27 protein-coding genes are annotated in these 23,010 nt (G+C 70.8%); 14 read left to right on the top strand and 13 right to left on the bottom strand.

Annotated features, from left to right (window positions below; all coding sequences use genetic code 11):
- Window positions 1-58: 58 nt before the first annotated feature.
- Both bla and ACWEIJ_RS07370 read left to right on the top strand, forming a co-directional pair.
- Entirely contained in the window at window positions 59-940 is an 882-nt protein-coding gene (gene bla / locus ACWEIJ_RS07375; RefSeq protein WP_449836305.1) for a class A beta-lactamase, read from the top strand.
- 41 nt (window positions 941-981) lie between these two features.
- Window positions 982-3,033, top strand: coding sequence for a hypothetical protein (locus tag ACWEIJ_RS07370; RefSeq protein WP_449836304.1), 2,052 nt, complete (start codon window positions 982-984; stop codon window positions 3,031-3,033).
- On the opposite strand, the gene ACWEIJ_RS07365 is transcribed toward ACWEIJ_RS07370, so the two are convergent.
- The gene (locus ACWEIJ_RS07365; protein ID WP_449836303.1) at window positions 3,026-3,436 is read right to left on the bottom strand and encodes a GyrI-like domain-containing protein; all 411 of its coding nucleotides are present in this window, start codon (window positions 3,434-3,436) and stop codon (window positions 3,026-3,028) included. The genes ACWEIJ_RS07370 and ACWEIJ_RS07365 overlap by 8 nt on opposite strands.
- Window positions 3,437-3,530: 94 nt before the next feature.
- Here ACWEIJ_RS07365 and ACWEIJ_RS07360 point away from each other — a divergent pair, with 94 nt between their 5' ends.
- Together ACWEIJ_RS07360 and ACWEIJ_RS07355 are read left to right on the top strand one after the other, a co-directional pair.
- Window positions 3,531-5,228 (top strand): cellulase family glycosylhydrolase, encoded by a 1,698-nt coding sequence (locus ACWEIJ_RS07360; RefSeq protein WP_449836302.1) that lies wholly within the window; start codon window positions 3,531-3,533, stop codon window positions 5,226-5,228.
- Between the two features lies 1 nt (window position 5,229).
- On the top strand, window positions 5,230-6,108 hold the full coding sequence (locus ACWEIJ_RS07355) for an NAD-dependent protein deacetylase (RefSeq protein WP_449836301.1): 879 nt from the start codon (window positions 5,230-5,232) through the stop codon (window positions 6,106-6,108).
- A 72-nt stretch (window positions 6,109-6,180) separates the two neighbouring features.
- Here the strand turns inward: ACWEIJ_RS07355 and ACWEIJ_RS07350 are convergent, their stop codons facing one another.
- Window positions 6,181-7,008, bottom strand: coding sequence for a hydrolase (locus tag ACWEIJ_RS07350; RefSeq protein WP_449836300.1), 828 nt, complete (start codon window positions 7,006-7,008; stop codon window positions 6,181-6,183).
- 46 nt (window positions 7,009-7,054) lie between these two features.
- Window positions 7,055-7,414: an RNA-binding S4 domain-containing protein gene (locus ACWEIJ_RS07345; RefSeq protein ID WP_449836299.1), complete on the bottom strand. Its 360-nt coding sequence runs from the start codon at window positions 7,412-7,414 to the stop codon at window positions 7,055-7,057.
- A gap of 9 nt (window positions 7,415-7,423) precedes the next feature.
- Between ACWEIJ_RS07345 and ACWEIJ_RS07340 the strand changes: the two genes are divergently transcribed.
- On the top strand, window positions 7,424-7,978 hold the full coding sequence (locus ACWEIJ_RS07340; RefSeq protein ID WP_449836298.1) for a chorismate mutase: 555 nt from the start codon (window positions 7,424-7,426) through the stop codon (window positions 7,976-7,978).
- A 7-nt stretch (window positions 7,979-7,985) separates the two neighbouring features.
- Here the strand turns inward: ACWEIJ_RS07340 and ACWEIJ_RS07335 are convergent, their stop codons facing one another.
- A complete protein-coding gene (locus ACWEIJ_RS07335) occupies window positions 7,986-8,309 on the bottom strand; it encodes an STAS domain-containing protein (RefSeq protein ID WP_449836297.1) in 324 nt (107 codons plus the stop codon).
- A 113-nt stretch (window positions 8,310-8,422) separates the two neighbouring features.
- Between ACWEIJ_RS07335 and ACWEIJ_RS07330 the strand changes: the two genes are divergently transcribed.
- The 6 genes from ACWEIJ_RS07330 (at window position 8,423) to ACWEIJ_RS07305 (ending at window position 15,092) form a co-directional block, all read left to right on the top strand.
- The gene (locus tag ACWEIJ_RS07330) at window positions 8,423-9,475 is read left to right on the top strand and encodes a glycosyltransferase (protein ID WP_449836296.1); all 1,053 of its coding nucleotides are present in this window, start codon (window positions 8,423-8,425) and stop codon (window positions 9,473-9,475) included.
- Window positions 9,476-9,596: 121 nt separating this feature from the next.
- Window positions 9,597-11,294 carry a peroxidase family protein gene (locus tag ACWEIJ_RS07325; protein WP_449836295.1) on the top strand — a complete coding sequence of 566 codons (1,698 nt, stop codon included), beginning with the start codon at window positions 9,597-9,599 and terminating at the stop codon, window positions 11,292-11,294.
- A gap of 60 nt (window positions 11,295-11,354) precedes the next feature.
- A complete protein-coding gene (locus tag ACWEIJ_RS07320) occupies window positions 11,355-11,816 on the top strand; it encodes a hypothetical protein (protein ID WP_449836294.1) in 462 nt (153 codons plus the stop codon).
- 59 nt (window positions 11,817-11,875) lie between these two features.
- On the top strand, window positions 11,876-13,105 hold the full coding sequence (locus tag ACWEIJ_RS07315; RefSeq protein WP_449836293.1) for an MFS transporter: 1,230 nt from the start codon (window positions 11,876-11,878) through the stop codon (window positions 13,103-13,105).
- Between the two features lie 32 nt (window positions 13,106-13,137).
- Window positions 13,138-13,638 (top strand): hypothetical protein, encoded by a 501-nt coding sequence (locus ACWEIJ_RS07310; protein WP_449836292.1) that lies wholly within the window; start codon window positions 13,138-13,140, stop codon window positions 13,636-13,638.
- Window positions 13,639-13,697: 59 nt separating this feature from the next.
- Window positions 13,698-15,092: a serine hydrolase gene (locus ACWEIJ_RS07305; protein ID WP_449836291.1), complete on the top strand. Its 1,395-nt coding sequence runs from the start codon at window positions 13,698-13,700 to the stop codon at window positions 15,090-15,092.
- Between the two features lie 22 nt (window positions 15,093-15,114).
- Here the strand turns inward: ACWEIJ_RS07305 and ACWEIJ_RS07300 are convergent, their stop codons facing one another.
- Genes ACWEIJ_RS07300 through ACWEIJ_RS07285 form a run of 4 tightly spaced genes read right to left on the bottom strand, consistent with a single transcriptional unit; the run spans window position 15,115 to window position 16,623 of the window.
- Window positions 15,115-15,705, bottom strand: a complete 591-nt coding sequence (locus ACWEIJ_RS07300; RefSeq protein ID WP_449836290.1) for a nitrile hydratase subunit alpha — start codon at window positions 15,703-15,705, stop codon at window positions 15,115-15,117.
- A complete protein-coding gene (locus ACWEIJ_RS07295) occupies window positions 15,698-15,964 on the bottom strand; it encodes an SH3-like domain-containing protein (RefSeq protein WP_449836289.1) in 267 nt (88 codons plus the stop codon). Before ACWEIJ_RS07295 ends, ACWEIJ_RS07300 begins: the two co-directional genes overlap by 8 nt.
- On the bottom strand, window positions 15,957-16,208 hold the full coding sequence (locus ACWEIJ_RS07290) for a hypothetical protein (protein ID WP_449836288.1): 252 nt from the start codon (window positions 16,206-16,208) through the stop codon (window positions 15,957-15,959). Before ACWEIJ_RS07290 ends, ACWEIJ_RS07295 begins: the two co-directional genes overlap by 8 nt.
- A gap of 1 nt (window position 16,209) precedes the next feature.
- On the bottom strand, window positions 16,210-16,623 hold the full coding sequence (locus ACWEIJ_RS07285) for a helix-turn-helix domain-containing protein (RefSeq protein WP_449836287.1): 414 nt from the start codon (window positions 16,621-16,623) through the stop codon (window positions 16,210-16,212).
- 47 nt (window positions 16,624-16,670) lie between these two features.
- Between ACWEIJ_RS07285 and ACWEIJ_RS07280 the strand changes: the two genes are divergently transcribed.
- Entirely contained in the window at window positions 16,671-17,846 is a 1,176-nt protein-coding gene (locus ACWEIJ_RS07280) for an MFS transporter (RefSeq protein WP_449836286.1), read from the top strand.
- An 8-nt stretch (window positions 17,847-17,854) separates the two neighbouring features.
- Here the strand turns inward: ACWEIJ_RS07280 and ACWEIJ_RS07275 are convergent, their stop codons facing one another.
- The 3 genes from ACWEIJ_RS07275 to ACWEIJ_RS07265 all read right to left on the bottom strand — a co-directional run bounded on the left by ACWEIJ_RS07275 (window position 17,855) and on the right by ACWEIJ_RS07265 (window position 19,921).
- On the bottom strand, window positions 17,855-18,235 hold the full coding sequence (locus ACWEIJ_RS07275) for a class I SAM-dependent methyltransferase (RefSeq protein WP_449836285.1): 381 nt from the start codon (window positions 18,233-18,235) through the stop codon (window positions 17,855-17,857).
- Between the two features lie 64 nt (window positions 18,236-18,299).
- Complete coding sequence (locus ACWEIJ_RS07270) at window positions 18,300-18,707, bottom strand: VOC family protein (RefSeq protein WP_449836284.1); 408 nt, start codon at window positions 18,705-18,707, stop codon at window positions 18,300-18,302.
- A gap of 68 nt (window positions 18,708-18,775) precedes the next feature.
- On the bottom strand, window positions 18,776-19,921 hold the full coding sequence (locus ACWEIJ_RS07265; protein WP_449836283.1) for an acyl-CoA dehydrogenase family protein: 1,146 nt from the start codon (window positions 19,919-19,921) through the stop codon (window positions 18,776-18,778).
- A gap of 94 nt (window positions 19,922-20,015) precedes the next feature.
- Here ACWEIJ_RS07265 and ACWEIJ_RS07260 point away from each other — a divergent pair, with 94 nt between their 5' ends.
- Entirely contained in the window at window positions 20,016-20,678 is a 663-nt protein-coding gene (locus ACWEIJ_RS07260; RefSeq protein ID WP_449836282.1) for a winged helix-turn-helix transcriptional regulator, read from the top strand.
- Here the strand turns inward: ACWEIJ_RS07260 and ACWEIJ_RS07255 are convergent.
- Window positions 20,635-21,621: a hypothetical protein gene (locus ACWEIJ_RS07255; protein WP_449836281.1), complete on the bottom strand. Its 987-nt coding sequence runs from the start codon at window positions 21,619-21,621 to the stop codon at window positions 20,635-20,637. The two genes, ACWEIJ_RS07260 and ACWEIJ_RS07255, sit on opposite strands and share 44 nt — an antisense overlap.
- 218 nt (window positions 21,622-21,839) lie before the next feature.
- Between ACWEIJ_RS07255 and ACWEIJ_RS07250 the strand changes: the two genes are divergently transcribed.
- Window positions 21,840-22,280 (top strand): hypothetical protein, encoded by a 441-nt coding sequence (locus ACWEIJ_RS07250; protein WP_449836280.1) that lies wholly within the window; start codon window positions 21,840-21,842, stop codon window positions 22,278-22,280.
- 296 nt (window positions 22,281-22,576) lie between these two features.
- Here the strand turns inward: ACWEIJ_RS07250 and ACWEIJ_RS07245 are convergent, their stop codons facing one another.
- Window positions 22,577-22,951: a PH domain-containing protein gene (locus tag ACWEIJ_RS07245; protein WP_449836279.1), complete on the bottom strand. Its 375-nt coding sequence runs from the start codon at window positions 22,949-22,951 to the stop codon at window positions 22,577-22,579.
- Window positions 22,952-23,010: the final 59 nt, after the last annotated feature.

The following is a 23,010-nucleotide window of genomic DNA, read 5'->3' as shown; positions in this document are numbered from 1 at the left end:
AGTTGATCTCCCGTGCGTCCTGACAGGTGGAGAGTTCCACAAGAAGGGGGACAGGACGTTGGTTGTTGACCGCCGCTCGGTTCTGGCACTGGGCGCGGGTGCCGCGCTCGCCGTCGCCGTGCCCGCCCAGGCCCAGGCTTCGACGATCACCGGCAAGCTGCGCGAGCTCGAACAGCAGCACGGCGCGCGCCTGGGCGTGTTCGCCACCGACACGGGCAGCGGCCGCACGGTGCTGCACCGCGCGGACGAGCTGTTCCCGCTGTGCTCGACGTTCAAGACCCTGGCGGCCGCGGCGATCCTGCGCCGCGACCACGACGGTTCGTTGCTGGGCAAGGTCATCCGCTACACGCAGGACGACGTGACGAAGTCCGGCTACGGCCCGGTCACCGGCAGGCCGGAGAACCTCGCGAACGGCATGACCGTCTCGGCCCTGTGCGAAGCGGCCATCACCTGCAGCGACAACTGCGCGGCCAACCTGCTGCTCAAGGAGCTCGGCGGCCCCACCGCCATCAGCCGCTTCAGCCGCTCGATCGGCGACCCGGTCACGCGCCTCGACCGCTGGGAGCCGGACCTGAACTCGGCGGAACCCGGCCGCACCACCGACACCACGTCACCGCGCGCCATCGGCCAGAGCTACGCGCGCCTCACGCTGGGGCACGCGCTGAACCGCGCCGACGCCGACCAGCTCACGAAGTGGTTGCTGGCCAACAGGACCGGCGCCAACCGCATCCGCGCGGGACTGCCGGCGGCATGGCGGCTCGGCGACAAGACCGGCACCGGCAAATACGGCACCACCAACGACGTCGGCATCGCGTTCCCTCCCGGCCGCTCGCCGATCGTGATCGCGGTGCTGTCCACCAAGGCCGCGGACCCGAACGCCCCAGCGGACGAACCGCTGGTGGCCAAGACCGCCGAGCTGGTGGCGGGCTCGTTGGGCTGAACGTCCGGCGCTCGGGCGCCCCGTCTGGTCAGATGGGGCGCATGAACGTCTGGGGGAGATCGGTCCTGCTCACCGTCGCGCTGCTGGCCACCCTCGTGGCACCGGCGCACGCGAGCAACCGCATCACCGTGTCCGCGGCGGAGGTGACGCTGCCGCCCGGCGGGAGCTCGGCGCCGGTGAACGTCAGCTGGCACACCGACGGCAACCAGGTCGTGCAGATCTGGATCCGCGAGACCGGCAAGGCCGCCAGGCTGTGGACGCAGGCGGTCGACGGCGGCGCCACCTGGCCGTACCTCCACGCGGGCACCACCACGACGTTCGAACTGCGGGGCGGCCCGAACTTCGCCACCCTGCTCGGCACCGCGAGCAGCACCGGGAAACAGCCGGGAAGGCTCACCGCCAGCCGCACGCACCTCGCGCTCGCGCCCGGCGCCACCGGCACGATCGACCTGACGTGGGCCACGTCGGTCAGCAACGCGCAGGTGTGGGTGTCGCACGACGAAGGCCCGCAGAAGCTGTACGCGCAGGGCCCGTCCGGCACGGGCCGGATCACCTGGATCAGCCGCGGCACCACCGTGTTCACGCTCTGGTCGGGCACCGCGCAGGAACACCTGCTCGACACCCTCGTCGTCACCGCCGACTCCGGCGCCACCGTCTCCTTCGACCGGCCGGTGGTCGACGCGGGCGACCCCGCCGCGGTGCGCTGGACGGGCGGCGAGGCGCGGCTGGTCAACGACGACGGCACCGAGACCGTGCTCAGCGGCGGGTCGGCCGCGATCAGCACGCGGGGCGCGGACCGCAAGGTCGTCCGGGTCTACGAAGGCGGCCAGGTCGTCACGCACGCGAGCCTCACGATCCTGCGCGACGCACGCGGCTGGTCGGGCTTCAACTACCTGCCGGAGAACGAGAACCGCTACCAGGAGTACCTCGGCGACGCGGTGTGGCCGCAGGTCCGCGACCAGGTCGCGCGGGACTTCGACGTGATCGCGTCCACCGGCGGCACCGTCGCGAGGATCCTGCTGTGGCCGGAGAAGAGCACCGACGCGCCGGCGCAGGCCCGCAACCTCGCCGACCTCGCGGGCATCGCGAAGCAACGCGGTGTCCGGCTCGTGATCGCGTTCGGCAACAGCTGGCTCACCAACCCGAACTGGCAGAGCGACCGCACGAAGTGGGCGGAGTTCGCGGTCAGCAGCGCGGCTTGGATGAACACCTACATCACCGCTCTCGAACCCACCGGCGCGGTGCTCTACTACGACCTGCAGAACGAGACCTCCGGCGTGCGCGGCAACCAGCCCAACCTGCAGAGCGCCTACCTGGCAATGGTCTACGACCGCACGGCCGCACCGCGGGGCAAGCGCGGCGTGTCCGTCCTGCACGCGGCGACCGACGGCCCCGACCTCGCGGAGGCGTTGGCGGGCAAGCAGATGGACTTCGTCGACGTGCACGGCTACGACACCCTCGACCTGCTCGACGGCGCGGTGCGCGGGCTGCGGCAGAGGTTCCCGGCCAGCACGGTGGTCGTCGGCGAGTTCGGCAAGAGCGCGCCGGACGGCCAGAAGGAACGCGAACAGGCCGACCACACCAGGCGGACGCTCCAGACGGCCGGAGACCTCCAGGTGCCGCTCGTCCTGGCCTGGGAGCTCTACGACGACCCGCGCACACCGCCGCACCCGAACAGCATCGCCATGGGCCACCTCACGAAGGAACGCGCCAAGCCCGCGTTCGGCGTGCTGTGCTCGCGCTGGAGCCTCGTGCCCGACTGCGGCGCCCTCCGCGAGGCCTCGGCGCCGCGACCGTCCACTCTGGAGGTGAGCGCGAACTTCCCGGTGCGGCCTGGAGTTCTCACGCCGAACGCGGTCCTGCGCGGCGACGGCACCGCCCGGCTGGTGGTCACCGAGTTCGACTCGACCGGCCGCGAGCTGGCCACCACGTCGACCGGACCGGTCGCCGTCGGCACCGCGGGGCTCGACTACCTGCGGCACCAGGGGACGGACGTCCGGCTGGGCAACGGCACGACGTCCGTGCGGGTCGTGGTGCGGGCGGAGGGGGCCACGTGGCTGCAGGTGGACGCGCTGACGGCGGGCGTCAGGTGACCGGTACCCAGAGCTCGATCACGGTGTGCCGGCGGTAGAACTCGACGAGCGGCCGGGAGGAGTCCCAGGGGCCTGCCGCCTTGAGCTCCTCCATGGTCCGTCCGATCCGCCCGTACAGCTCCGGCGGCTCGCCCTTCAGGACGGCGCGCCGGTAGCGGCCTCCGGGCAGCACGCCGATCGTCAGGTCGTAGGAGTCACCGGGCTTGCGCGGCGTGCACACGGTGTAGGTGCCCGCCGTCTCGTCGACGCGCGCGAACATCCTGCGGCCCTTGAGCCCCACGAGGTCCTCGAACCAGCGCCACGCCTCGGTGGTCGCGGTGAGCTCGTCGGCGACGGTGTGTTCGAAGACTTCGACGTCGAACGCGTCGAACGTGCTGATGGCGTTGTGCGCCAACCGGCTCATGCGATCCCCCTTCGCCGAACCGACCCTAGCTGAACGTGAATTCACCGGCTACCGTGCAACGCGAATCTCGTTCACGTTCCCAAAGGCGGCGGCGATGCGGCGGGCAGTCCTGTTCACGGTCCTCTTCCTGCTGGCACTGGTGGTCACACCCGTGCACGCGGAGTCGTTCGACGGCACCGAACTGCGGGTGTCCGGCGGCGTCTTCCGCGACGAGTACGGCCGAGAGGTCGTGTTGCGCGGCTTCAACGTCTCCGGCACCGCGAAGCTCGCCGAGAACCGCGGCCTGCCGTTCGCGAACGTCGCGGACGCGCGCAGGTCCGCGGTCGCGATGAAGCAGCTGACCGGCGCGAACGCGGTGCGGTTCCTGCTGACGTGGGCCTGGATCGAACCGCAGCGCGGCCAGATCGACCACGCCTACCTGGACGGGGTGACGCAGCAGCTGCGGGCGTTCACCGACCAGGGGATCCGCGTCTACCTCGACTTCCACCAGGACCTGTACTCGCGGTACCTGTTCAACCCCGGCAGCTGGTACACCGGCGACGGCGCGCCGGCGTGGGCGGCGAGCGGGTATCCCAAGGAGTCGTGCGGCATCTGCGTGCACTGGGGCCAGAACATGAAGAGCAACAACGCCGTCACGGCCGCCACCTACGACTTCTGGCACAACCGCGACGGCGTGCAGGACTCGTTCCTCAACGCCGCCGGCGCGGCGCTCAAGCACGTCCGGGAAGCGTTGCCCGCCAACGAGTTCAAGCTCGTCGTCGGCGTCGACCCGTTGAACGAGCCGTACGCGGGCAAGTACGACAACGGCCAGACCTCGCAGCAGTGGGAGCGCGACCTCCTGATGCCGTTCTACCAGCGCTTCCGCGCCAAGATGGACGACGCCGGCTGGACCGCGAAGCCCGCGTTCGTCGAACCGCTGGTGTTCTGGAACCAGAACGTGGACTCGTTCGCCGAACCCGGCGGCCTCGCGCTGGTGCCGTCGCTGGGGGAGCGGTTCGTGTTCAACGCGCACTTCTACGACGGCAAGGCGCAGTCGGGCCTCCTGATGCCGGGCAAGGCGGGCGACGGCCAGTACACGCAGGCGTTCGGCACGATCCGCGACCGCGCCCGAGCGCTGGGCACCACGGCGATCGTGTCCGAGTTCGGGCACCCCGTCGCGGGTTACACCTCCGACAAGACGCCGTCGGTGCTCAAGGCGATCTACCAGGGCCTCGACTCCACCGCGCCGGGTGCGCGCTGGTGGTCGGCGCCGCGCGGCACCGTGATCTCCGGCAGCCAGTGGCATTGGGACATCAACTACGGCCGCCACCACGAGCTGATGAACGACAACCCGGACAAGGTCAAGACCGACGGTGACGCCATGAACGACGAGCACTTCTCGGCGGTCAAGCTCGACGCGTCCGGCAACCCCGTGCTGACCGTCGACCGCGGTGTCGTCGACCGCGTCTACCCCCAGGCCGTCGCGGGCAGCACGCTCGCGTTCACCTACGAGGACCGCGTCTACCAGTCGTGGCAGCAGATCCCGTTGACCGCGGTGCGCACGCTGGTCGGGTCCGCGCCGTTCGCGGTGCTCGTCTGGGACTCGAACGGCGGGTCCGCGCCGACCGAGGTGCACCTGCCGCAGTCGCTGCGCTCGCCGCTGGTCGTGAGCTCGGCCGCGACGAGCGTGGACGGCGACAAGCTGGTGCTGCGCGCCGGTGCGGGACGGCAGTTCGCGCTGGTCACGGCCCCGTCGGGGGCGAACACGGCGGCGGCGGAGGCAGAACTGCGGCAGTGGTCCGTAAGCTGGTGAGGTGCGTACAAGGCCCACTCTGACCTGGTCTCCTTCGGGCCCGTCGCTGCCGCGCACCACCACCCTCACCGACGTCGTCCCGGTCGTCGCGGACGGCGGGGTGCTGGTGCTCAGCGGCGCTGGCCTGTCCACGGAGTCCGGCATCCCCGACTACCGCGGTGAGGGCGGGTCGCTGCGCAAGCACACCCCGATGACCTACGAGGAGTTCACGACGAGCGCCGCGGGCCGGCAGCGCTACTGGGCCCGCAGCCACGTCGGCTGGCGCACCATCGCCCGCGCGCGGCCGAACGCCGGCCATCACGCGGTCGCCAGCCTGGCGCCGGTGCTGGCCGGCGTGATCACCCAGAACGTCGACGGCCTGCACCAGGCCGCGGGCAGCCGGGACGTCGTGGAGCTGCACGGCGGCCTGGACCGGGTGATCTGCCTCGACTGCAAGGCCGTCTCGCCGCGCCGCGACCTCGACCGCCGCCTGCGCGAAGCGAACCCGGCCTTCGCCGCCACGACCGACGAGATCAACCCGGACGGCGACGTCAACCTGGCGGAGGAGGCCGTGCGCGGCTTCGAGGTCGTCGGCTGCACCGAGTGCGGCGGCGTTCTCAAGCCGGACGTCGTGTTCTTCGGCGAGAACGTGCCGCGCCCGCGCGTCGAGCAGTGCTACTCGCTCGTCGACAACGCCCGCGCGCTGCTCGTCCTCGGCTCCTCGCTCACGGTCATGTCCGGCCTGCGGTTCGTGCGCCGCGCCGCCGGTGCCGGGCTGCCGGTCGTGATCATCAACCGCGGCGAGACCCGCGGCGACCCGTACGCCACGCTGCGCGTCGACCTGCCGCTGGGCGAAGCGCTCACCGAGTTGGTGGCGCGTCTCGGAAGGTCGGCGAGGTGATTCACGCCCGGCAGGGCGCCTCGCGGCACCGCCCCCACGCCCGAGCCACACCACTGGCCGACGTCGCCCTGCTCAGCCTAGGTGGTCGTTCGCGCCGCTGACCCAGGCCGCGTAGCGCTCGGCGGACCGGCGCACCGCGCCCTTCGCCTCAGTCGGCACCGTGCCGCCGGTCAGGGCGTAGAGGCGGTCGAACTCGTAGGGCTCCAGCCGGTCGGCGATCCGCCGGACCAGCCCGGCCGAGAGCGGGATCTCGTTGGGGTAGCTGCGCATGAACGTCACCCAGCCGGCGGCGGCGACCGGCACGATCGTGTCGCCGGCCAGCAGCGAGCCCTTGCCTCCGGATCCGGTCTCGACGTGCGCGACGGCGGCGCCGGGGAAGTGCCCGCCCGCCTCGACGAGCGTGATCCCGGGCAGGACCTGCCTGGTGCCGCTCCACTCCTCGATCACGGGATCCTCCCGCTGCACCCACCGCCGGTCGGCGGAGTGCACGAGGACGGGGACGTGCCCGAGGCGGTGGCTCAAGCTGACCTGTGACCCGTACATGTGCGGATGACTCGCCACGATCACCGCGGCCCCGCCGAGCTCCGCGATCTTGTCGAGCAACGGCTGGTCGACGCTGTTCGGCGGGTCCCACAGCAGGTTCCCCCGCTCGGTCTGGACCAGGTACGTCCACTGGCCGATCGCGAACTCCGGCTCGCGGTGCAGGCCGTGGACGCCCGGCTCCAGCTCCTGGTGCGTCAGCTCGTGCGCGGCCGCGGCCAGCTCGTCCAGCGTGGTCCAGCTCTGCCCGGACGCGCGCACGTACTGCCGTTCGTCCGCGCAGATCCGGCAGATCCCGGCCGGTGGTTCGTCGGTGTCGGGGTGCTCCACCCCGCAGGTTCCGCAGATCCAGATCGTCATGATCGAAGTCTCCGACCTCCAGCGCGCTGGAGGTCAAGATCGCGGACTAGAGCTGCTGGGACCGGAACTGGTCCAGCACCCGCCGCTCCCGCTTCGTGGGCCGCCCGGCACCCCGGTCCCGCCGCGCGATCGGGATGTCCGGCGGTGGCGGGGGAGTGCGGTCGATGAAGCACGTGGCCGCGTCCGCCGCGCCGACCCGCTTCTGAATCACCCGGACCACCTCGACGATCCGCGTCTTGTCGCCGACGCGGGCGCGGACCTGGTCGCCGGGCACCACGGTGGTGGACGGCTTCGCGGGCTTGTCGTTGATCCGCACGTGGCCGCCGCGGCACGCCTGGGCGGCGTCCGGGCGGGTCTTGGTCAGCCGGACCGCCCACAGCCAACGGTCGATGCGCGTGGACTCCACCTCGCCATCATGGCACTCTTGGAGATCATGAGGCTTCTGGCGGTCGCTCTGACCCTCGCCGCGTCGCTCACGCCCCTCGGCCCGCTCGGCGAGCTCACCGACCTCGCCGTGCAGCGCGTCCAGGTCGCGGACCTGGTGGCCGCGGCCAAGTTCGGCACACCGCAGCCCATCGACGACCCGGCGCGCGAGAAGCAGGTGCTCGACACGGTGCGCGTCAAGGCCGCGGAGCTGGCACTCGACCCCGAGAACGCGGTGACGTTCTTCCGCGCCCAGATCGAGGCCAACAAGCTCGTGCAGCGCGGCCTCTACGCGCGCTGGACGGAGCACCCGGAGGAGGTCCCGCAGCACCGCCCGGACCTCGGCACCGAGGTGCGGCCGGTGCTGGACCGCCTCACCACGAGCATCCTCGCCGAGCTCAAGGACACCGAGCAGCTCCGCCACCCCACGCTGAGGTGCCAGATCCACGCGGCGATCGCGGAACGGTCGGCGGTCGTGCTGCACGGCCTCGACCGGTTGCACGAGCAGGCGCTCGACGAGGCGATGAGCCCGGTCTGCTCCGGCTGACGCTCGCTCAGTCGTCCACTGTGGACGGAAGACCGAGCATTCTGGCGAGCCCCGCCAGTTCGAGCACCCGCGCGACCTGAGGTGACGCGGCCGACAACCGCAACGCGCCGGCCGCGGCGGAGGCGCGGGCGTGGCCGCGCACCAGGGCGCTCATGCCGCTGGAGTCGCAGAACGAGACGCCGGAGAGGTCCAGCACGAGGTGCCGGTGACCTCGGTCGAGAAGGCGGTCGAGCCGGGTGAGCAGGCGTTCCGCGCCGGACGCGTCGAGCTCCCCGGTGACGGTGAGAACGGCGGAAGCCGCAGCCGACCCGGTGGCCGTGACAACGAGCATCCCGCAGAGGTACCCACCCGTCCCTGATCGAAACGCGGTCCGCTGACCGGTTTTCCGGTTGTCCGCGCACGCGCGCCGGGAGTTCCCTCGAAGTACCGCGAGAGGGGACCCACATGCGCGTGTTGCTGACCTCGTTGCCCATCCACTCCCACCTGATGCCGACGATGGTGCCGCTGGCCAGAGCGTTCCGGGAGCAGGGCCACGAGGCGGTCATCGCGACCGGGCCGGCGATGGCGCACCTCGACCACGTCGCCGTGATGCCGGACATCCCGGCACCGCAGGACTTCGGGCCACCGCCGCCGTGGATCCCCGAACGCGACGGCGTGCTGAAGGTGCCGCTGTGGGCCGAGGAGCTGGTGGTCAGGGCGGCCGCGAACGTCCTCGACTTCGCCCGCACCTGGCGCCCGGACGTCGTCCTGCGCGAGACCAGCGAGTACGGCGGCCGGATCGCCGCGGAGGTGCTCGGCATCCCGCACGGGCTGATCGACATCGCCCCGTTCGCGCCGCTGGAGGTCGAGCACCTCGACGAGCGGATGGACGCCGTCCGCGCCAGGTTCGGCGTCGCCGCCACCGAACCGGCCTTCACCGCCGGGCTGACGCCGCGGTCGTGGCAGCCCGCGCAGCACCACTTCCGCGTGCCGATCGAGCAGGGTCACCCGGAGAAGGGCCCGGAGATCGTCGCGACGTTCGGCACCAACGCCGGACTGCTGATGAGCGGGTCGCGGCTGCCGCACCTCGTGGTCGAGGCGCTCGGGAAGGTCGCGGCACGGGCGGTCGTCGCGATCGGCCGCGGTGACTGGACGGGGCCGCGGCCGTCGAACGTCCGGCTCGAACCCGAGGTGCCGCAACAGCGGCTGCTCACCGCCGCGAAGGTGTTCGTGACGCACGCGGGCTACAGCAGCGTGCGCGAGGCGTTGACCGCGGCCGCGCCGATGGTGGCCGTGCCGCTTTTCGCCGACCAGCCGCGCAACGCGGCGCGAATTCAAGATCTCAAAGCCGGAGTGGCGGTCGACGTGAAAGGACTGACCGCTTCCGCGCTGGCCGAAAGGATCATGCACGTGCTCGACACACGGACATACCACGACGCCGCTGAGACATTGGCCGCCGAGATGGCGGAACTGCCGGTGTTCACCGAGATTCCGGGCCGGCTCGTATCCGCCGTGTGACGATGTTTTGGGTTTCGCCAAAAGCTTCGACGGTATTTTCGCCCGTCCGGAGACTTGGCGGTGGGGCAGGTGCTTGTTGGGGAGAACAGGACGCCTGACAGAGGGGATACAGGGGGATTACATGAAGAGGCACTCGCGCGACAGTTTCTTCGTCGTGGGTGAAGGTGTGCTGGAATTCGACGACAGAGGTGAGGCCACCACCCGCCGCCCCTCCACGGTGGAGGAGCTGCGCCGCTTCCGCTTCTCGCGGCTGGGGCCGAAAGGCCCGCGCACGGACGAGGCGTTGCGGGAGGCGCTCGCGAACGCGATGACGCCGCCGAAGGAGGTCCCGCAGCCCGACTCGCAGGATCCGGGCGTGCCGGCGGGCTTCACCTACCTCGGCCAGTTCGTCGACCACGACCTGACGATGGACCGCACCGAGTCGCAGCTCGGCCAGGACGTCAACGTGGACGAGCTGCTGCAGGGCCGCTCGCCCGCGCTCGACCTGGACTCGGTCTACGGCCGCGGTCCGCGGGACAAGGACGACCAGGTCTTCTACGCCGAGGACGGGGTGAAGCTCAAGGTCGGCACCACGACACCGGTGCCGTTCCCCGACGAGGGCACCAACGTGCCGTTCGAGGGCTTCGACCTGCCGCGGCGCGGTGGCACCGCGGGCACGCCGGCCGACCGGCGCGCGCCGCTCATCCCGGACCCGCGCAACGACGAGAACCTCGTCATCGCGCAGACGCACCTGGCGTTCATCCGCTTCCACAACCGCGTGGTCGACGAGTTGGCGCTCACCGGCCTCACCGGGGAGCGGCTGTTCCGCGCCGCCAAGGAGCTCGTGGTGCGGCACTACCAGTGGATGCTGAAGACCGACTTCCTGCCGCGGATCATCGACCCGGTGATCGTCGAGGACGTCTTCACCAACGGCCGCAGGTTCTTCGAGGTGCCCGGCCGGCACTACGGCCACGGCAACACGCCGACGATGCCGATCGAGTTCTCGGTCGCGTCCTACCGGCTCGGCCACAGCATGGTCCGCGACGCCTACCAGTGGAACCGCGTGTTCAACAGGACCGGGCCCGGCCCGGAGGGGACGCTGTTCCTGCTGTTCACGTTCACCGGCACCAGCGGCAACTTCGACCCGGGCTCCACCCTGCCCGGCGACCTGGACGACGTGAACCGGGGTACCACGTTCACGCTGCCCAGCAACTGGATCGCGGACTTCCGCCGCCTCTACGACTTCACCGAGGCGGACCGGGACGACCTGGTGCCACCGGCCGACTCCGGCGGCGGCAACCTCACCAAGCGGATCGACACGCTGCTGGTGAACCCGCTGCGGGAGCTGCCGGCCGGCACGTTCGGCGGCCGCGGCACGCAGTTCCCGGAGATCCAGCGCAACCTCGCGTTCCGCAACCTGACCAGGGCCAGCATGATGGAGCTCGCCACCGGTCAGCAGATGGCGGAGCTGTTCGGGGTCGAGCCGCTCACCGCCGAGCAGATCCTCGCCGGCGACGGGGGCGCGAACCTGGACGGGCTCACCGACGAGCAGAAGGCGCAGCTCGCCGAGGCGACGCCGTTGTGGTTCTACGTCCTGCGCGAGGCGGAACTGGGCAACGGCCGGCTGGGCCCGGTGGGCGGCCGGCTCACGGCCGAGGTGTTCCACCGGGCCATCGAGGGCAGCCGGATCTCGATCGTGCGCTCGCCGTACTGGCGGCCCACGCTCGGCCCGGACGCGAGCACGTTCCGGATGGTCGACCTGCTGCTGTTCGCGTTCGAGGGCAAGGCGGACCTGCTGAACCCGCTCGGCGAGAAGCCGGCACCGCCCGCGGGCGCCTGATCTCCCTCACCCCTCGGAGTCTGACTGGGTGGTGGCAGTCAGACTCCGAGGGGGAGATCGATGTTGCGTCCAGAAATCACGCGCCGCGAAAACGCGGAAGACCGCGTCACCCGTTTCGCGAGTGAGGCCGGAATTCCGCTGCTTCGCATCGGACTGGGGGTCGTGTACCTCTGGTTCGGCGCGCTGAAGCTCTTTCCCGGTGGCAGCCCTGCCCAGGATCTCGTCGAACGCACGGTTTCCGCGCTGACGTTCGGGATCATCCACGGGGATTCGGCGAGATTGAGTGCCGCGATCACCGAGATCGGGATCGCACTGGTTCTGCTGAGCTTCCGGGCACCGCGACTATCCGCGGTCCTGCTGATCGGTCACGTCCTGCTGGTGTCGACACCGCTGGTGTTGTTCCCCGGCGAGATGTGGGCCGGTCCGCTGCGGGCGTCGATGGAAGGTCAGTACATCCTGAAGAACCTGGTGACCGTCGCCGCCGCGGTGGTCATCGCCTCATCGCACCCTCGCGTGCGATGACACGGGAGCCGCTCGATCGTCCTGATCGGGCGGCTCCCGCTGCGGTACGTTCCCGATTCATGGGGGAATCGTTCGCGCCTTTGGCGCATGCAGCTTTTCGTTGGTTGCTCACAGCCCGTGTCACGACCATGGCGGGCAACGCGATGGCGCAGATCGCGCTCGCGTTCGCCGTGCGGGACGTGACGACGTCGGTCACCACCCTCGGTGTCGTGGTGGCGACACGCTCGATCACCAACCTGTTGTTCCTGCTCTGGGGCGGGGTCGTCGCGGACCGGCTGCCCCGGCAGCACGTGCTCGTGGGGTCGTGCACGGTCTCCGCGCTGAGCCAGGGTCTGCTCGCCGTGCTGGTGCTGACGGGGTCGGTGTCCATCCCGGCGTTCGTCGTGCTGGCGGCGGTGAACGGCATGTCGAGCGCCTTCTCGTTCCCCGCCTCGTCCGCGCTGGCCCCGCAGACGGTCCCGGACGAGCAGCGGCAGCGCGCCAACGCCCTGCTGCGGCTCGGGCTGAACTCCTCGATGATCGCGGGCGCGTCGCTGGGCGGCCTGCTGATCGCGTTCGCCGGACCGGGCTGGGGCCTCGCGGTGGACGCGTTGTCGTTCGCGCTGGCCGGACTGGCCTTCTCCCGCGTGCGGGTGGCGGCCGCGCGGGTCGCCGCCGAGCACCGGCCGGGCGTGCTGTCCGAGATGCGCGCCGGGTGGACGGAGTTCTCGTCGCGGACGTGGGTGTGGCTCGTGGTGGTGGCCTTCGTGTTCGTCAACGCGGCCTACGCGGGCGGCACGATGGTGCTCGGCCCGGTCATCGCCGACACCGTGATCGGCCGCGAGACGTGGGGCCTCGTGCTGGCCGCGCAGACCACGGGCATGGTCGCCGGCGCCTTCCTCGCGATGCGGCTGCGGGTGCGGCGTCTGCTGCTGTTCGGCGTGATCTGCATGGTGGCGTTCGCGGGTCTGCCGCTCGCGCTGGCACTGCACCCGGCGCCGTGGCTGCTCATGGTCGCCTCGTTCGCCTGCGGCGTGAGCATGGAGCAGTTCGGCGTGGCGTGGGAGACCTCGCTGCAGCACCACGTCCCGGCGGACCGGCTCGCCAGGGTCTACTCCTACGACATGCTCGGCTCGATGGCGGCCGTCCCGCTGGCCCAGCTCGTCGTCGGCCCGGTGTCCGACGTCGCCGGTATCACCGCGACCCTGCTCGGCTGCGCGGTGATCCAGGTGCTCGCGACGCTGCTCATGGTGGGGTCGCGGTCGGTGCGGTCGCTGGAGAACGTGCCCTCGGCCCAGCCGGCCCGCTGACTTCCGGGTGCTCGTGTGCCAGAGTGCTGGGCATGGGGAGAGTGCTGGGGGCACTGGCCGTGGCGTTGCTGTGGTGTACGGGCTGTGATGGGACCGAGCCGGTCACTCAGCCGTCGTTCACCGCCAGGCCGACCGTGTCAATGCACGCCGAGCTCGTGCAGCCGACCGCGCCGACCAGCCTGCCACCGAGGTCCTGCACGCCGAACCCTGCCACCGTGCAGGCGGTGCCCGCTCCGCTGATCCCTCGGGTGGCGCGGGAACCGCTGTCGCCGGACGGCACCCGCGCGGGTTCGGAGGTCGCCGCCGCGATCCGGTCCGCTGTGGAGCAGGTCTGCGCGTCCGGCGACTTCTCGCTCGACGCCACCCGGAAAGCGCTTGCCGGTCACGACGCGCGGGTGTTCCGCCCCGACGAGGCCGTCACCGGGGTGGCGTTCGTGATCACGCTGCCACAGGCGTGCGTGCTGGGTGAGCTGAGGCCCGGCGCCGTGCGGATCTCCGTGGAGGGCACTACGAAGAGCGCGCGCTGCGAGTGATGTACTACCCTTCGCGGGAGATCCACTTCGACTGGGGGAAGTGAATGAAACTCAAGCGGATGACCGTGTTGTGCACCGCTCTCACGCTGACCGGTGCCGCGCTGGCGCCGTCGGCGGCCGCGGACGGCTACCACCACTCGCTGGCCGAACGGCTGCGGGAAGCGATCGTCGCGCAGAACTTCAAGGACGTCATCGACCTGACGCCGCCGGCATCGGGCGCCCGGTCGCTGGCGCGGGGCGAGAAGCGCGAGAAGTACGACGCGTCGCCCGCCGACCTGAGGCAGAAGGCTCAGGCGCGGACGGCGGCGGAGGCCGGAAAGCCGTTGCACCAGACGCCGAACATGGACGCGGCGATCATCGAGCTCGACGCGTTCGGACGGCCGGCGAGCGTGGCGAACGTGCTGCTCAGCCCGCAGTACCCGAACGGCGTCGTGGTGCCGGTCAAGCACAAGGGCCTGTCGACCGACCAGGTCCGGTACCGCTGGTGGGACGACGACGAGTGGGACGCCAACGGCGGCAAGGGCACCCGTGACGTGCTGGCGGGCCGGGAGAACGCGGCGATCGACTTCTCCTCGCCGTACCCGGCGTCGGTGCTCAAGCTGATGGTGGGCTTCGGCGTGCTGCGGCTGGCCGACCAGGGCAAGATCGACCTCGACGCGGACTACGTCTACGACCCGAACCCGGTGCGCGAGGCGTGCGGCGGGCCGTCGGTGAAGAAGATCCGCCAGCACTTCGACGAGATGATCACCAAGTCGCAGAACGAGTCGACCTGCGCGCTGATCAAGCTGATCCACGACCTGAAGGCGTGGGACGCGGTCAACCAGACGTTCGCCGACCTCGGTATGCCGACCCTGATGGTCACCGGCACCATTCCCGGCAACGGTGGCCGCTGGATCGGCTCGAACATGAGCGGCCTCGACACCGCGAAGCTCCTGCTGCTGGTCAACGGCGGTCCCGGCGTGCTGTGGACGACCGACAAGGGCAAGCAGGTGACGAGGAACGAGCTGTCCGCCTCGTCGCGGAAGTTCTTCCTGGACACGCTGGGCGGCCAGGGCCACAACGAGATGCTGTCCACGCCGAACTGGTGCGGTCGCGCCTACCCGGTGCAGGGCCTGCCGCAGCAGGTGCCGGCGCGCTGGATCAAGCCGGACGGCACCGTCACGGTCGGTGACGCGATCTACGACCGCGACGTCCGCCCGTGCAACGAGGCCGCCGAGGTGACGTTCGCGCACAAGACCGGCTGGGTCGACACCACCGGTTCTGACGCGGGCATCGTGAAGTCGTTGCGCGGCAAGGACAAGCGCAACTACATCGTGGTGGTGTTCTGCAACCTCGGCACCGACTACGTCGACCGCGACCGCCCCGCCGACCCGCCGGGTGTGTTCCCCGTGCTGTACACGCAGAAGTACGCGCAGCTCGGCAAGGCGATCGACACCATCATGAAGAACCTGTAGTTCCCCAGGCACCGCGGTCGTCTCAGACGGCCGCGGTGCCGATCAGGCCGTTGCGCGTGACCCGTCCGGCCAGCTCTTCTTCACTCAGGTGCTCGGTGCCCGCGGGTCGCCGCGGCAACACCATGTACCGCGTCTCGGCGTTCGCGTCCCACACCCGGATCTCGGTCTCCCGCGGCAGGTCGAGCCCGAACCCCGCCAGCACCTCACGCGGGTGACTGACCACTCTGGACCGGTAGGCCGGGCTCTTGTACCAGGTCGGTGACGGTCCGAGCAGCGCGATCGGGTAGCAGCTGCACAGCGTGCACACGACCACGTTGTGGACCTCCTCGGTGTTCTCGACCACCCGCAGCCGCTGCACCTGCAGCCCGCCGCCCATCGACAACCCGACCTCCGGCAACGCCGAGTTCGCGTCCTCGACCAGCCTGGCCCTGAACCCGTCGTCCGCCCACGCCCGCGCAACCACGCGAAAACCGTTGGCAGGCGTGGCGTTGTGCGCGAACGCCTCCAACGCGCGGTCGAGCTCCGCGGCGTCGAGAAGTCCCTTCTCCTCCAGGACCGCTTCCAGCTCCCGGACGCGTGCGGCGATCGGGGAGTCGTCGTGGTCGTCACTCATCGCTGAGGTAGTCCTCCCAAAGGGACAGCGTCACGGTGTGATCGCCTCGTCCGAACAGCTCCTGTGCGGTGAACCGCACGACGTAGACCGGCTGCGGCCGCTCGATTCCTTGCGCTCTCAGGTCCGCCAGCGGATGCACGCCGTCGCTGCCGACGACCACCCCGGTCTTCCCGCGCGCGTAGCCCGGCAGCCTGGTGTGATGATCGGGGTCCACTGTGGACGTGCGCACGCGGTCGCCCTCCCGGTACCGCTCAGACATGCCCCTTCTCCTTCAGGAGCGTCTGGATGGCCCGGAACCAGTTCTCGTAGTACGACGACTCGTGCGACATCGTCCGCTCGACCGCGTCCCGGAACTCGTCCAGGTTGTAGACCCCGCGCCCGACCAGCGCCCGGTTCATGGCGAACACGTGCGCCTCCCAGTCCGCGTGGAACGGGGGTTCGTCGGGCTCCTGGAGCACCGGCCCGAACCCGTCCACCCCGCCGACGTCGTTGATCCTCGGCATCTCACCTCCCGCGCTCGGCCGGATGGCGGGCGATCAGCACCAGCGCGTCCAGAACCCGCCACCAGTCCTGCTCACCCGCCTCGACAACCTGCCCGATCGCGGCCAGCGCCGCAATCACCTCGCCGGGTTCGGCCTCCAGCAAAGCGACCGCACGGCGGAACCGCTCGGTCCGCCGCAGCCGCGCGAGCGAGGGCGGCAGCGGGGGCGGTGAGGACGACGGTGACCCGAACGAGACGTGCAGCTCGGTGCCGAGCGCGCCGGCCAGGCGGGCGAGGGCGCTCAACGTCGGGTTGCCGCGGCCGTTCTCGAGGTTGGCGATGTACGGCACGGACAGGCCGGCGTCGGCCGCGACGGAGGCGACCGTGCGGCCGCCGGCTTGCCGCAGGCTGCGGAGGGCGGGGCCCAGGTTGTCCACGGAGCTATCTTGACAGAACACTGCTTGCCTGTCTCTATCTTGTGAGTATGAGTGCCTGGGGGATGAGGGATTTCCGGTTGTTGTGGGGTGGGCGGGCGGTCAGCCTGTTCGGGTCGTGGTTGCTGGTGGTGGCGGTGCCGGCGCACGTGTACGCGCTGACCGGGTCGGTGTTCGCCACCGGGTTGACGCTCGCGGCGGAGTACCTGCCCGTGGCGGTGCTGGGGCCGGTGGCGGGGGTGCTGGCGGACCGGTGGGACCGGCGGCGGGTGATGATCGCGGCCGATCTGTTCCGCGCCGCCGCCGTGACGGCGATGCTGGTGGGGACGCCGACGGCGATCTACGCGGCGGTGGTCGCGGAAAGCGTTGGCGCGGTGGTGTTCCGGCCCGCGGCGCAGGCGCACCTGCCGGCGGTCACCGGGTTCGGGCCGGAGCTGAGCAGCGCCAACTCGTGGAACGCCGTGACCGACGGTGTGGTGCGGCTGGTGGGCCCACCACTCGGCGGCGTCCTGCTCGTGTGGGCCGGGTTCGAGGCGGTGGTCGGCCTGGACGTGGCCGGCTACCTGATCTCGGCGGCGGCGATCGCGTGCACTCGCCCGAGGCCGGTGGCGAAGGCGGAGCGGCAGGAGAAGATGCCGCTGGGGGAGCTGGAACGGGCGTTGTTGCCGCTCACCGGGGTGTTCCTGGCGGCGAACGCGGCGTTGAGCGCGCTGCTCGTGCCGTTCGGAATGCGCGACCTCGGCGGCAGCACGCAGGTCGGGGTCGTGTTGTCGGCGCTCGGGGCAGGGTTCCTCGGTGGCGCGGTGGTCGTGCGGTGGCTCGACCGCGTGCAGGTGCGGACGGTGCTCGCGGGGGCACAGCTCGCCACCGCGGCCGGGTTCGCGCTGTTGTTCAGCGCGCGAGAGCTCGGGGCGGCGGCCGGCGCGGCGGTGGTCATCGGGGTGTTCGGGTCGGTCACGGTCGTGGTGCCTCGGATCGCCTTGCAGCGGGTGGTGGGCAACGGCCGGCTCGGCCGGGTCAGCGCGGTGTTCCTGATGGTCGAGGCGTTCGCGACGCTCGCCGGCGCGCTCGCGGGACCGTGGCTCGCCGAGCGCGTTTCCCTGCACGCGGCGGCCATGACGGCGGCGGCGGTCACCGCCCTGGGTGCATTGGCCGGCGCCATGACCGTTCCTCGGGTCGTGCTCGCGCCGAAACGCTCAACCGAGCAGGTGGAGCCTCATGCGTGAGCCCGGCGCTAGACCGGCACGTCGTAGAACGTGCGCACGCGGGCATCCGGGGCGAGCCAGGGCCGCAGCAGCGAGTGCGCGCGGTCGGGGTCGCGGTGGAACAACCCGACCCGCACGGCGAAGACCAGGTCGAACCGGCGGTCGCCGAGGTTCACGTCCTCCAGCGAGGCGATGAGGAACTCGGCCTTGCCGGACGCGACGTACCCGGCGTTGCGGCGGGTGGCGGCCTCGACCATCCGCGTGGAGCGGTCGATCGCGGTGAGCGTGCCGGTGGACAGCAGCTGGCACACCATGGTGGCGGCCACGCCCTGGCCGCAGCCGATCTCCAGCACCCGGTCGCCCGGCCGGATCGCGAGTTGGTCGACCACGCTGCGCAGACGCTCGCTCATGGTCCACATGATGCGTCAGCGCGGCGGGCGGGGCCACCACGGAAGGCCCCGCCCACGACCGGGGTCAGCCCTGGCTGCCGATGTTGACCATCCAGCTGACGCCGAACCTGTCGGTGAGGTCGCCGTACTCGTCGCCCCACATCTGCTTCTCCAGCGGCGTGCCGATCTTGCCGCCGTCCGCGAGCTGCTCGAAGTACGTGCGCAGCACCTCCTCGTCACCGGACAGGGAGATGGTGATGGTGTCCCCGGCGTTGTAGGGCATGCCGGGCGGCGTGTCGGAGGCCATCAGCGTGTAGCCGGACTCCGTTTCCAGCTGCGCGTGCATGATCTGGTCGGCCTGCGGCGAGTCCTGCATGCCGAACTCGCCGAAGGTGTTCATCCTCAGCTCACCGCCGAAGACCGACTGGTAGAACTCCATCGCCTGACGGGCGTCGCCGTTGAAGCGCAGGTACGGGTTGAGGCGAGTTGCCACCGGAATCGCTCCTTTGGAAGAGACGGACCCGAATCCTCGCAAACCCTTGGCACACCTACAACCTGAACCTATTCGGTCACCCCGGGGTCACCCTGTGCGACCTTGCCCGCGTACACGAGTGTGGCTTCCGGGGTGAGCGGGTGGAACGTTCCAGCCCGCACGTCGCGGTAGGCGCGTTCCAGCGGTGAGCGCTTGAAGAACGACCGTCCACCGAGGACCTCCATCGCGAGGTTGACGACCTCGACCGCCTCCACCACGGCCTGGCGTTTCGCCAGCATCACGGTGGTGACCGCCTCGGCGCCGGCCGTGTAGTCCTCGCCCAGCTCGTCGATCGAGCCCATCAGCGACCACCACGAGGTGCGCAGCTTGTAGTCCATCAACCCGATCTGGCGCACGGCGTTCTTCGCCGTGGACCGCACGGCCACGTCCCGCGCGCCCGCCGCGATGCCGAAGTACGTGGCCCCGCACACCGGCGCGAAGTGCACGACCGCGGCGAACAGCGGCGCGCCGAACTCCCCGTACGGCCGGCGCGCCGCGATCTTCCCGGCCGGGATGAACACGTTCTCCAGCACCACGTCGTGGCTCGCGGTGCCGCGCATGCCGAGCGTGTCCCAGGTTTCCTCGATCCGCACGCCCTCGGCGTTCAGCGGCGCGCTGAAGTGCAGCACCTCCTCGCCGAGCACCGCGGACGTCGCCACGACGTTCGCGCGCGGCGACTGGCTGCAGAACGCCTTGCGCCCGGACACCAGGAACCCGCCCTCCACCGGGGTCGCGGTGGTCGTCGGCCACAGCCAGTCCGACCCGCCGCTGGTCGCGATGACCAGGCCTTCCTCGGCCACCCTGCGCAGCACGCCCTCCGCGTCCGGTGCGCCCTTGCGGCGGCGATAACCCTGCATCAGCGTGAGGTACAGGTGCATGGTCACGGCCAGGGCGGTCGCGCCGTCGTGCCGGGCGAGCTCCGCCTGCGCGTAGCAGACCTGGCGCATCGTGGCGCCGAGACCGCCCAGCTCCTCGGGTACGGCCAGCGCCAGGTAGCCCTCCGCGCGCATCGCCTCGTACGCCTCGGCCACGAACGTCGCGTCACGGTCGTGTTCGGACGCGTGGGCCGCCGCGACCGCGCCGATGCGGGCGGCCAGGCCGGCGAACTTCGCGTCGTCGTCTCTGGTGACCGTCGGGAACGTGCCGGTCACGCGTGGTGTCTCAAGTGTTGTCATGACACGAAGCTAAGAACGCGCGAGCCCCGCAGGTAGTTCTGAAAGTGAACCGGACGGGGGTAACGAAACACCCGCGGCGGCGGAGACTCCCCCTGTGAGGACCTATGCGCAGTACTGCCCGGTCGTCCGCGCCGTCGAGGTGCTGGGCGACCGGTGGACGTTGCTGATCGTGCGGGACATGCTCATCGGCGCCTCGCGCTTCAACGAGCTCTCCCGCGGCCTGCCGGGACTCTCCCGCGCGCTGCTGTCGCGCCGGCTGCGGCAGCTGGCGTCGGCCGGTCTGGTCGAGCGGACCGGGGACGGGTACACGCTCACTCAGGCCGGGGAAGCGTTGCGGCCCTTGGTGTTCGGCCTCGCCGACTGGGGTGCCCGGTACGCGTTCGGCGACCCGCGGGCCGACGAGCTCGACCCCGAGGTGCTGATGTGGTGGATGCACGGCCGCATCGACACCGGCGCGCTGAGCCGCCGCGCGACCATCGAGATCCGGGTCAACGACCGGCGCCGCACGTTCTGGCTCGTCGTCGAACCCGGTGACGCCTCGGTCTGCTACACCGATCCAGGCCTGGAGGTGGACGCCGTGCTGGCGTCCGACATCGCCACGCTCTACCGGATGTGGGAGGGCGAGGTGGAGCTGCTCGACGCCGTGCGCGCGGGCACGATCGAGCTGACCGGGCCGCGCTGGGTGGTGCGCGGCCTGCCGGACTGGCTGAAGCTCAGCCCTGTCGCCGAGTACGTGCGCGCGGCTCGTACCAGCTGATCTCGTCGTCGGCCTGGGCGCGTTCGAGGCAGATCCGCGCGTCCTCGATCCGGCCGAGCCTGGCGAGCGCGTGGCCCCTGATGCGCAGCGCCTCCCGGCCGGCCGAGAGCTGCACGGCCAGGTCGGCGTGCTTGAGCGCCTCCGGGTAGCGCGCCTCGTCGTAGAGCTCGTTCGCCCGTTCGACGTGCACGGCGGCCATGGCCTTCGCCTTGTCGCGCAGCAACGGGTGCTTGCCGAAGATGGTCGGTTCGGCGCGCAGGATCTCGCCGCCGCGTTCGTCGAGCAGCGCGGCGAGCGACCGGTGTTGCCCGAGCCGGTCGTGCAGACGGGCGGCGGCGGCCGGGAAACCGTTGTGCGCGTACCAGTGCGCGGCCAGCTGGTGGTTCACCGCGGTGGGTTCGACCGACTCCGCGACGGCCGGCACCAGCTGTCCGTCGACGAGGACGCCGAGCCTGGTCAGCTCGGCGACCGCGGCCGGGTCGACGCCGAGCTCGCCGCACAGCGCGCGCCGCACCGGGCCGAGCCGGGCGAACGTCGTGAGCAGGTGCCGTGCGTTCACCGACAGCGTGGGCACGACCGTCGCGAGCACGTAGTTCTCGTGGTCGGGCCAGCGCCGGGCGAGTGCGGGCCAGCCGAGCGTCGCCCGGTACACCTCGGGCACCACCGCGGCCTCGGGCAGCGCGAGCTCCCGCGGGCCGACCTGCACCGCGTCCTCCCACTCGAACGGCCGGGTCGTGATCAGCGTGACCCGCTCGCACGGCGTGCGCCGCAACCACTCCCGCAGCTCGTCGTCCGGCACGGCCGGCTCGTCGAGCACGACCTGGGGTGCCCACCTGCGGGTCCGGACGAACTCCGCCGCCGCCTCGCCCTCGCACCACCGCGCCGACCGCGCCTTGCGCCTGACCATCTCCGTCTTGCCGTAACCGGGGGCTGCCGCGACCACTGTCAATCTCACCTACCTGTAGAGCGGGCGGCGTGGCGGCGGATATACGCGTTCCGGGTGACGCGCGAGAGCGGTCAGCTGCGGCCGATCCGGTGACACGCACGCCTCTGACCAGCGCGAACAAAATTCCTGAAGTTTTTCTGGCGCCGTTGTCGATCCGGCGGGGTGGCCGTTCGACGCATCAGTGGAAGGACACGAGAGCCCAGGAGGAACCAGAGATGACCGCCACGATCGCCACCGCCGCCGCCACCAAGACCCGCAAGTTCGCCGTCGGCCGTTACGCCACGATCGTCACCCGCGTGCTGACCGGCCTGCTGTTCGCCACCACGGGCCTGAACGGGTTCCTGATGTTCATGCCCGCCCCGGACCCGAGCACGATGGCGCCCGCCGGTGTCGCGTTCAGCGCCGCCCTCTACGCCACCGGCTACATGCTGCAGCTGGCGTCCGGGGTCCAGCTGGTGGCCGGACTCCTGTTGCTGGCCGGGCGGTTCGTGCCGCTGGCGCTCGCGATGCTCGCTCCGATGATCGTGAACATCTTCCTGTTCCACGTCTTCCTGGAGCCGTCCGGCATCGTCACCGCGGTCGTCGTGGCCGCCGCCGAGATCGGGCTGGCGTGGGCGTACCGCGACAAGTTCCGCCCGATGCTGCAGGCCCGCTAGACCCCGCAGGCGACATCCCCCGCAGGCCACGTGCCGGCGGGGGATTTTTCGTTGCGCGGCCGGGATTTCTGCCTGGGGACGTCGAAACGCGCGGGTCTGGTTCGACGTATCTGCAGAGGCGAAATCCTTGGAAGGGAACGGAAATGTCCACCACCCGCTGCGCAGCCGTCATCGTGCGAGTGCTGGTCCGCAGCCGGTTCGCACCCACCGTCCTGACCGCGCTGAACCTGCTGCTGGACACGAGCCACGTCGTCACCGCGCTCCTGCTGGGCCTGGCCGAGGTGGCGCTCGCGTTGCTAGCGCACGAAAGCCGCCAGCAGGGCCTGCACCTCGTAGACGTCGACGCCCTTGCCGAACTGCTTGGCGATCGGGACGTCACTGCTGGAGACCCAGATCTTCAGCTCCGCGTCGAGGTCGAAGTGGCCGGCGGTCTCGACTGAGAACTGCGTGATCGCCTTGTACGGCACCGAGTGGTACTCGACCTTCTTGCCCGTCACGCCCTGCTTGTCGACCAGGATCAGCCGCCGGTCGGTGAACAGGAACGAGTCGCGCACCAGCTGGTACGCCGCGTGGATCTGCTCTCCCTGTGACAGCAGCCGGCCGAACTCCTGCGCGGCCGCCCTCGGGTCGAGCTTCGACGCGTTCCCCATCATCCCGCTGAGAAGTCCCATACGTCCACATTTACCAGGCTTTCCGAAAGCTTGTCCGAACGCTGGCCCGCCGCTGTCCA

The organism is Lentzea sp. NPDC004789, assembly GCF_053601075.1.
The sequence above is the reverse complement of the archived record's forward strand: the minus strand, read 5'-3'. Positions and strand labels throughout refer to the sequence as shown.

What these genes read in the sequence shown, in the direction of transcription:
- ACWEIJ_RS07290 (WP_449836288.1), bottom strand. Translation starts at nt 16,208, where the DNA reads ATGCCGAGGATCAACGACGTCGGCGGGGTGGACGGGTTCGGGCCGGTG.
- ACWEIJ_RS07275 (WP_449836285.1), bottom strand. Translation starts at nt 18,235, where the DNA reads ATGAGCGAGCGTCTGCGCAGCGTGGTCGACCAACTCGCGATCCGGCCG.
- ACWEIJ_RS07315 (WP_449836293.1), top strand. Translation starts at nt 11,876, where the DNA reads ATGGGGGAATCGTTCGCGCCTTTGGCGCATGCAGCTTTTCGTTGGTTG.
- ACWEIJ_RS07370 (WP_449836304.1), top strand. Translation starts at nt 982, where the DNA reads ATGAACGTCTGGGGGAGATCGGTCCTGCTCACCGTCGCGCTGCTGGCC.
- ACWEIJ_RS07320 (WP_449836294.1), top strand. Translation starts at nt 11,355, where the DNA reads ATGTTGCGTCCAGAAATCACGCGCCGCGAAAACGCGGAAGACCGCGTC.
- ACWEIJ_RS07305 (WP_449836291.1), top strand. Translation starts at nt 13,698, where the DNA reads ATGACCGTGTTGTGCACCGCTCTCACGCTGACCGGTGCCGCGCTGGCG.
- ACWEIJ_RS07300 (WP_449836290.1), bottom strand. Translation starts at nt 15,705, where the DNA reads ATGAGTGACGACCACGACGACTCCCCGATCGCCGCACGCGTCCGGGAG.
- ACWEIJ_RS07340 (WP_449836298.1), top strand. Translation starts at nt 7,424, where the DNA reads ATGGCACTCTTGGAGATCATGAGGCTTCTGGCGGTCGCTCTGACCCTC.
- ACWEIJ_RS07360 (WP_449836302.1), top strand. Translation starts at nt 3,531, where the DNA reads ATGCGGCGGGCAGTCCTGTTCACGGTCCTCTTCCTGCTGGCACTGGTG.
- ACWEIJ_RS07325 (WP_449836295.1), top strand. Translation starts at nt 9,597, where the DNA reads ATGAAGAGGCACTCGCGCGACAGTTTCTTCGTCGTGGGTGAAGGTGTG.
- ACWEIJ_RS07265 (WP_449836283.1), bottom strand. Translation starts at nt 19,921, where the DNA reads ATGACAACACTTGAGACACCACGCGTGACCGGCACGTTCCCGACGGTC.
- ACWEIJ_RS07310 (WP_449836292.1), top strand. Translation starts at nt 13,138, where the DNA reads ATGGGGAGAGTGCTGGGGGCACTGGCCGTGGCGTTGCTGTGGTGTACG.
- ACWEIJ_RS07335 (WP_449836297.1), bottom strand. Translation starts at nt 8,309, where the DNA reads ATGCTCGTTGTCACGGCCACCGGGTCGGCTGCGGCTTCCGCCGTTCTC.
- ACWEIJ_RS07280 (WP_449836286.1), top strand. Translation starts at nt 16,671, where the DNA reads ATGAGTGCCTGGGGGATGAGGGATTTCCGGTTGTTGTGGGGTGGGCGG.
- ACWEIJ_RS07295 (WP_449836289.1), bottom strand. Translation starts at nt 15,964, where the DNA reads ATGTCTGAGCGGTACCGGGAGGGCGACCGCGTGCGCACGTCCACAGTG.
- ACWEIJ_RS07350 (WP_449836300.1), bottom strand. Translation starts at nt 7,008, where the DNA reads ATGACGATCTGGATCTGCGGAACCTGCGGGGTGGAGCACCCCGACACC.
- ACWEIJ_RS07250 (WP_449836280.1), top strand. Translation starts at nt 21,840, where the DNA reads ATGACCGCCACGATCGCCACCGCCGCCGCCACCAAGACCCGCAAGTTC.
- ACWEIJ_RS07365 (WP_449836303.1), bottom strand. Translation starts at nt 3,436, where the DNA reads ATGAGCCGGTTGGCGCACAACGCCATCAGCACGTTCGACGCGTTCGAC.
- ACWEIJ_RS07330 (WP_449836296.1), top strand. Translation starts at nt 8,423, where the DNA reads ATGCGCGTGTTGCTGACCTCGTTGCCCATCCACTCCCACCTGATGCCG.
- ACWEIJ_RS07245 (WP_449836279.1), bottom strand. Translation starts at nt 22,951, where the DNA reads ATGGGACTTCTCAGCGGGATGATGGGGAACGCGTCGAAGCTCGACCCG.